This window comes from Streptomyces sp. NPDC041200, from assembly GCF_055591805.1.
On sequence record NZ_JBVIZF010000041.1, the window covers coordinates 42,387 to 49,018 of the forward strand.

Genomic DNA, 6,632 nt, shown 5'->3' on the forward strand with positions numbered 1-6,632 from the left:
GCTCAGCCAATGTGCCACGCATGTATTGACTCTCGCACCACCGCGCCCGCAACGTGAGTCGCGGCTGGGCCACTTGTGACGGGAGCGCGCTCGATGTCCGACGAACTGATCTCGATACTCGTGCTGGTGGCGGTCTTCGTGATCGCCACCACCAGATCGATCAACATGGGCGCGCTCTCCTTCGCCGCCGCCTTCGGCGTGGGGGAGCTGGTCGCGGGCTTCGACGCGGACCAGATCTTCGCCGGATTCCCGGGCGATCTGTTCGTGGTGCTGGTGGGCGTGACGTATCTGTTCGCGCTCGCGCGGGCCAACGGGACCACCGACTGGCTGGTGCACGCCGCGATCCGGCTGGTGCGCGGGCGGGTCGCGCTGATCCCCTGGGTGATGTTCGCGATCAGCGGTGTGCTGACCGCGATCGGCGCGGTGAGCCCGGCGGCGGTCGCGATCGTGGCGCCCCTCGCGCTGAGCTTCGCGGCGCGCTACAAGATCAGCCCGCTGCTGATGGGGGCCATGGTGGTGCACGGCGCCCAGGGCGGCGGCTTCTCCCCCATCAGCATCTACGGCTCGATCGTCAACGGGATCGTGGAGCGGGAGAAGCTGCCGGGCAGCGAGGTGACCCTGTTCCTGGCCAGCCTCGTCGTCAACCTGCTCATCGCGGCCGTCGTGTTCGTCGTCTGCGGCGGGCTGAAGCTGCCCCGTACCGACGCCACGGCCACGGCTGCGGCCTCGTCGGAGGAGGGGGAGGCAGAGGCGGGGAAGGCGGCGGACGCGGACACCCGGCTCACTCCCGCCCGTGGCGCGACCCTGGTCGCGCTGGTGGCGCTGGTGGTCGCGGTCCTCGCCTTCGACCAGGACGCCGGGCTCACCGCGATCACCCTCGCGGTCGCGCTCAGCGTCGTCTGGCCGGACCACGGCAAGCGGGCGGTGAACGAGGTCACCTGGCCGACCGTGCTGCTGATCTGCGGTGTGCTCACCTATGTCGGGGTGCTGGACGAGATGGGCACCATCACCTACGCGGGCAACGCGGTCACCGACATCGGCGTCCCGCTGCTCGCGGCGCTGCTGCTGTGCTACATCGGCGCGATCATCTCCGCCTTCGCCTCCTCCGTGGGCATCATGGGCGCGCTCATACCGCTCGCCGTCCCCTTTCTCTCCCAGGGGGACATCGGCGCCGTGGGCATGATCGCGGCGCTCACCGTCTCGGCGACGGTCGTCGACATCAGCCCCTTCTCGACGAACGGCGCGCTGGTGCTGGCGGCGGCTCCCGATGTCGACCGGGACCGGTTCTTCCGACAGCTGATGATCTACGGGGGCATCATGGTGGTCGCCGTCCCCGCCGCCGTCTGGCTGACGATGGTGGTCCCGGGGCTCCTCTAGCCGAGCCCCGGGCCCCCGGGCTAGCACATCTTGTAGTCGGCCCGGCTGCTGTTGTACGAGCAGGTGTCGACCGTGCTGCCGCCGCTCTTGCGGAGCGTGGCCTTGTCGCTGGTGTTGTTCCAGACGTAGGCGCGGCGGTCCTGGTACTTGGTGGCGGAGGTGTCCGAGCCGGTGCCGGTCCGCACCGTCACGGTCTTGCCCGCGCCGAGGGTGTACGAGGGGAAGGTGTACGCGTGGCGGCTCGCGTCCACCAGCACCCACCCCTTGAGGCTCACTCCGCGCGTGGTGGAGTTCTTGATCTGCACATACTCGGCGTTGAGGCTGCTGTTGCTCCGGGTGTCCGAACCGGGAGAGTCGTAGTAGATCTTGCGCAGATGCACGGAGCCCGCGGCCCCGGCGGGCGCCGCGGGATACAGCAGCGCGATGGCACAGCCCGCCGCGATGGCGGCGCTGACCCTGGCGGTCGTACGGAACATGACGTCTCTCCCCTGGCGTCGCGGTGGTGCGCACACAGACGGACGGACGGCCGCGCCCGAGATGGTTTGGGAGTCACGAGGTGACTCCCTCGGTGCGGCCGTCCGTCCGTCTTCCCCCACCTGTGTGGGCAACCAGAGTGGACCGCGGGGCTCCGTGGCGGCAGGGCTGCGCGGCCCCTGATCAGGGGCCGTCCGGCCCTTGCGCGGGGGGAGAGTTGGTGCGGGGGCGCGTCAGCGGCCGTACTGCGCCCCGCCGTTGATGTGCAGCACCTGCCCGGTGACGTACGCGGCCTCCGGGGAGGCGAGATAGCGGATCGCGGCGGCTATCTCGGCTGGCACGCCCGGCTGCCCGGTGAGCGTCTGCCCGATCTGCTGGGCGATGAACTCGGGAGTGCCGCGCTCGCCGAAGAACTCGGTGTCCTCGACATAGCCGGGAGCCACCGCGTTGGCGGTGACGCCCTCCGCGCCCAGCCGCTTGGCCAGGTCGAAGGTGTAGGTGTGCAGGGCGGCCTTGGTGCCGCCGTACGAACCGGGACCGCGCAGCGCCGCGACCGAGGAAAGGTGCACGATCCGGCCACCGGGGCGGGCGATATGCGGAATGAGGGCTTCGGTCAACAGCACGGCGGTGAGGACGTTGGCCTCGAAGTTGCGCTGGTACTGCTCGGCGATGCCTTCCAGGGTGCCGTCGTTGCCGGGTGCGACATTGCCCCCGGCGTTGGTGACAATCACGTCGACGGGGCCGTCGGCGGCGATTTCCCCGGCGGCGCGCCGGGTCTGCCCGGGGTCGCTCAGGTCGGCACCGGTCCAGGTGACGAGGCCGTCGCCGTGGGCGGCGTTCAGCTTCTCGGCCGCCGCGCGCAGCACCTCGGTGCGGCGTCCCACGATGACGACCCGGTCGCCGTCCGCGGCGAAGGACTCCGCGGTCGCCAGCCCGATGCCCGTACCGCCGCCCGACACCACGATCCGTCGCCCCATTACGGCCTCCATCGTGCAAATCATTGAATCTCGATCATATGCGTGAATTGACGCTAAGCAGAAAGCGCTTTCTCGTCAAGGGTGTTGGCTTGCGTTCAGTATTGACAGGTTCTGTCACCAATGGCCGAATGATCGGCGCCCCACCGTGTTCCAACAGCTGTTCCGGCAAGGAGGACATGTGCGTTTACGTTCGGCCCTCGCCAGATCCGGCAGACCCATCATTGCCGCGCTCGTCCTGGCGCTCGGCGTACTCGGTCTGCTGACCGGCCCCGGCCCCGCCGCTGCCGCCGCACCGGACGACCGCGAACCCGGCCCCGTCATCAACGGCCTGCGCGGCGACTACTACCTCCAGTCCGCCCCGGGAGCCTTCGACTTCCATGAACTCAAGGCGACCACCCTCGATCCGTCCCTCGACTTCGACAACCTGGAGCCACGGCTGCAGACCGCCACCGGGCGGTCCGACGACGTCAGCGTCCGGTGGACCGGGAGCCTCGTCCCCGAGCGCTCCGGGGCGCACACCTTCTCGATCACCGGCGACAACGGCTTCCGGCTGTGGATCGACGGCAAGCCTGTCATAGACCACTGGGTCGACGACTGGGACAAGGAACAGGTGTCCGGGCCGGTCGAGCTGACCGCGGGCCGCGCGTACGACATCAAGGTCGAGTACTTCGAGCACTACGGCGGCTCCAACTTCCACCTCGCCTGGACCCCGCCCGGCACGGCCAAGGAGCCGGTACCGGCGTCGGCGTTCCGGCTGCCCCCGGACTTCGGCTACGAGGGCCCGGTGAGCAGCGCCGTCCAGCCGGACGGCCGGACGCTGCGGATGGACTTCGCCCGCCCGCTCGCCGCTCCCCCGGCCGGGCTGACCGGCCACCTCACCGCCGTCATCGGCGGCGCGGCCTGGCCGCTGGGCCCGGCCCGGCTGGACCCGGCCGACCCCTCGCGGCTGCTGCTCACGCTCAAGGAACCGGTGGTGGGCCGCGGCGGCGAGGCGATCGTGCGCTACGACGGCGAGGGCGGCCTGGAGAGCGACAAGAGCACCGTCGGCCAGTTCCTCGCCTTCGGCGGCAACAAGTCGACATATCAGCTCAGCACTCCCTGGGCCAAGGACGTCGGCCCGGACAACGCCCACCCCGAGTACCCGCGCCCGCAGCTGACCCGCGACCGGTGGAAGAACCTCAACGGCAGCTGGCAGTTCGCCGCCGCGACGGAGGGCCAGGCGCCCCCGTTCGGGCAGCGGCTGCGGGAACGCGTCCTGGTGCCCTACCCGGTGGAGTCCAAACTGTCCGGGCTGGAGCGCCATGAGGACCGCATGTGGTACCGGCGCACCTTCACCGTCCCCGAGAACTGGAACGTCGGCGACGGACAGCGGCTCAAACTGAACTTCGACGCCGTGGACTGGCAGGCCCAGGTCTACGTCAACGGCACCCGCGTCGCCGAACACCGCGGCGGCTACGACCGGTTCAGCGCCGACGTCACCGACGCCCTGCGCCCCGGCCGCACCCAGGAGCTGCTGGTCGGGGTGTACGACCCGACCGACACCAAGGACGGCGAGAACCCGCCGATGGGCAAGCAGCGGCTGGACCCCAGCGGCATCTTCTACACCCCCTCCTCCGGGATCTGGCAGACCGTCTGGATGGAGCCGGTGGCCGCCGACCACGCCGACAGCCTCAAGCTGACCCCGGACGTGCCGGGCAGGGCGGTCACCGCGGAGGTCCGCGGCGTACGGGACGGGGTGCCGGTCACCGCGACCGCGTACGACGGGAAGCGCGTGGTCGGCAAGGCGAGCGGGCGCACCGGCTCGGCCCTGACCGTCCCGGTGCCCTCGCCCCGGCTGTGGTCCCCCGACGATCCGCATCTGTACCGGCTGAAGGTGACCGTCGGGCGGGGCGCGAAGGCCGACCGGACCGAAAGCTACTTCGGCATGCGCGGCATCGCCGTCGAGGAGGTCGACGGCAAGAAGCGCATCGTGCTCAACGGGAAGCCGTTCTTCTCCATGGCCACCCTCGACCAGGGCTTCTGGCCGGACGGCCTGCACACCGCGCCGACGGACGAGGCCCTCGCGTACGACCTGAAGGCGCACAAGCGGATGGGGTTCAACTCCGTGCGCAAGCACATCAAGGTCGAGCCCGACCGCTGGTACTACTGGGCCGACCGGCTCGGGCTGCTGGTGTGGCAGGACATGCCGTCCATGAACACCATCGCGCCCTCGGAGAAGGCCCAGGGCCAGTACGAGCGTGAGATGAAGGCCATGATCGACCAGCACGTCAGCAGCCCGTCGATCGGCATCTGGGTCACCTTCAACGAGGGCTGGGGCCAGTACGGCGGACCGAAGGTACCCGCGCTCGCCAAGGGCTGGGACCCGACGCGGCTCATCGACGGCGCCAGCGGGTGGAACGACACCGGCAACGGCGACCTCGCCGACATCCACGCCTACCCGGGCCCCGGCGAACCCCGCCCCGACGCGAAGCGGGCGGGCGTCATCGGCGAGTACGGCGGACTGGGGCTGGCCGTACCGGGGCACGCCTGGCCGGTGCAGCACACCTATGTGGGCGTGGACCAGGAGCAGTACACGGCGGAATATCTGAAGCTGCTCGACAAGGTGCGGCAGCAGGTCGCGTGCCATGGGAACAGCGGCGCGGTCTACACCCAGATCACGGATGTGGAGGGCGAGCTGAACGGGCTCATCACCTATGACCGCAAGAAGATCAAACCCGATGTGGAGCGGCTGCGCGAGGCGCACCGGTCCCTGATCCGCGCGGCACAGGACCCGGCGTCGATGGAGTGCGCCGGATAGCCGGACAGCGTGTGTTCCGGGCGGGGCGTCGCCGCTTGCGCGTCGTCCCGCCCGGAGGTGTCAGGCCGCGGTGGTCACTCGTCGACCCTGAGCTTGAAGTGGAGGAGCGGGCCCGCGAGGGTGATGGTGCCGTGGCCGTAGGCGGAGTGGTAGCTGCCGGTGCCGCCGACGATCGCCGTCTTGGCGGTGACCGTCGCACGGCCCTTGTGGGTGACCTGGTCGCTGAGCACCAGCGAGCCCTTCTTCAGCCGCAGCACCCGGGTGCACTGGACGACCAGTTTGCTGGCGGTGACTGTGACGGTATCGCACCGCGAAGTGCCGTTACCGGCGTACTTCTTGCCCTTCTCGGTGTACAGCTTCAGCCGGGTCTTCCAGCTGTCGCCGGGCTCGACCCGGTGCGGCTTGGTGGTGACCACGGTGACGCCGAGCAGATCGACCTTCTCGATGTCCCCGCCCGCGGCGGCCCCCGCGGCGGACGACGGGAGCAGGGTCAGGGCGGTGGCCAGGGCGGCGGTGGTGACGATGCCACGGACTGCGGACGGAATCATGGAACCTCCAGGCTCAGGAGTGGGGGTGTGACCGGCGGGCGGATGGGGCTCGGGTCAGTCGTCGACGGCGAGGGAGAAGCGGATCCGGTCCCGCCGCACGGTGACGGTGCCCTGGCCCTCGGCGTCGTTGTAGTGGCCGGTGCCGCCGAGGATGGCGGTCTTGGCGGTGACCGTGGCGCGGCCCTGATGGGTGATCAGGTCGGCGAGGACAAGCGAGCCCTTCTTGAGGCGCAGCACGCGGGTGCACTGGACGAGCCGCTTGCGGGCGGTGACCTCGACGGCGGTGCACTGGGAGGTGCCGTCACCGGCGTACTTCCGCTTGAGGGTGTACAGCTTCAGATACGTCGTCCAGGAGTCACCGGCCCGGGCGTTGCCGGGCCTGTTGTCCGCCACCGACACACCGGTCACCGTGACCCTCTCGATGTCCTTGTCGCCCGCGTCCGCCAGGGCGGTGGAGGC

Annotated in this window: 6 protein-coding genes; 2 read left to right on the forward strand and 4 right to left on the reverse strand. The window is 70.1% G+C overall.

From position 1 onward, the window contains the following. Positions 1-93: 93 nt before the first annotated feature. Positions 94-1,377: an SLC13 family permease gene (locus ACZ6CL_RS38315; protein ID WP_468945016.1), complete on the forward strand. Its 1,284-nt coding sequence runs from the start codon at positions 94-96 to the stop codon at positions 1,375-1,377. Positions 1,378-1,397: 20 nt separating this feature from the next. Here the strand turns inward: ACZ6CL_RS38315 and ACZ6CL_RS38320 are convergent, their stop codons facing one another. Next, the gene (locus ACZ6CL_RS38320; RefSeq protein WP_468945019.1) at positions 1,398-1,853 is read right to left on the reverse strand and encodes a lamin tail domain-containing protein; all 456 of its coding nucleotides are present in this window, start codon (positions 1,851-1,853) and stop codon (positions 1,398-1,400) included. Positions 1,854-2,084: 231 nt separating this feature from the next. Beyond that, positions 2,085-2,828 (reverse strand): SDR family NAD(P)-dependent oxidoreductase, encoded by a 744-nt coding sequence (locus tag ACZ6CL_RS38325; RefSeq protein WP_468945022.1) that lies wholly within the window; start codon positions 2,826-2,828, stop codon positions 2,085-2,087. A 178-nt stretch (positions 2,829-3,006) separates the two neighbouring features. Here ACZ6CL_RS38325 and ACZ6CL_RS38330 point away from each other — a divergent pair, with 178 nt between their 5' ends. After that, positions 3,007-5,625, forward strand: coding sequence for a PA14 domain-containing protein (locus ACZ6CL_RS38330; RefSeq protein WP_468945024.1), 2,619 nt, complete (start codon positions 3,007-3,009; stop codon positions 5,623-5,625). A 74-nt stretch (positions 5,626-5,699) separates the two neighbouring features. Here the strand turns inward: ACZ6CL_RS38330 and ACZ6CL_RS38335 are convergent, their stop codons facing one another. Continuing rightward, a complete protein-coding gene (locus ACZ6CL_RS38335; protein WP_468945026.1) occupies positions 5,700-6,173 on the reverse strand; it encodes a hypothetical protein in 474 nt (157 codons plus the stop codon). Positions 6,174-6,227: 54 nt separating this feature from the next. Beyond that, positions 6,228-6,632, reverse strand: a 405-nt coding sequence (locus ACZ6CL_RS38340; protein WP_468945028.1) for a hypothetical protein, incomplete at its 5' end; no start/stop codon positions are given.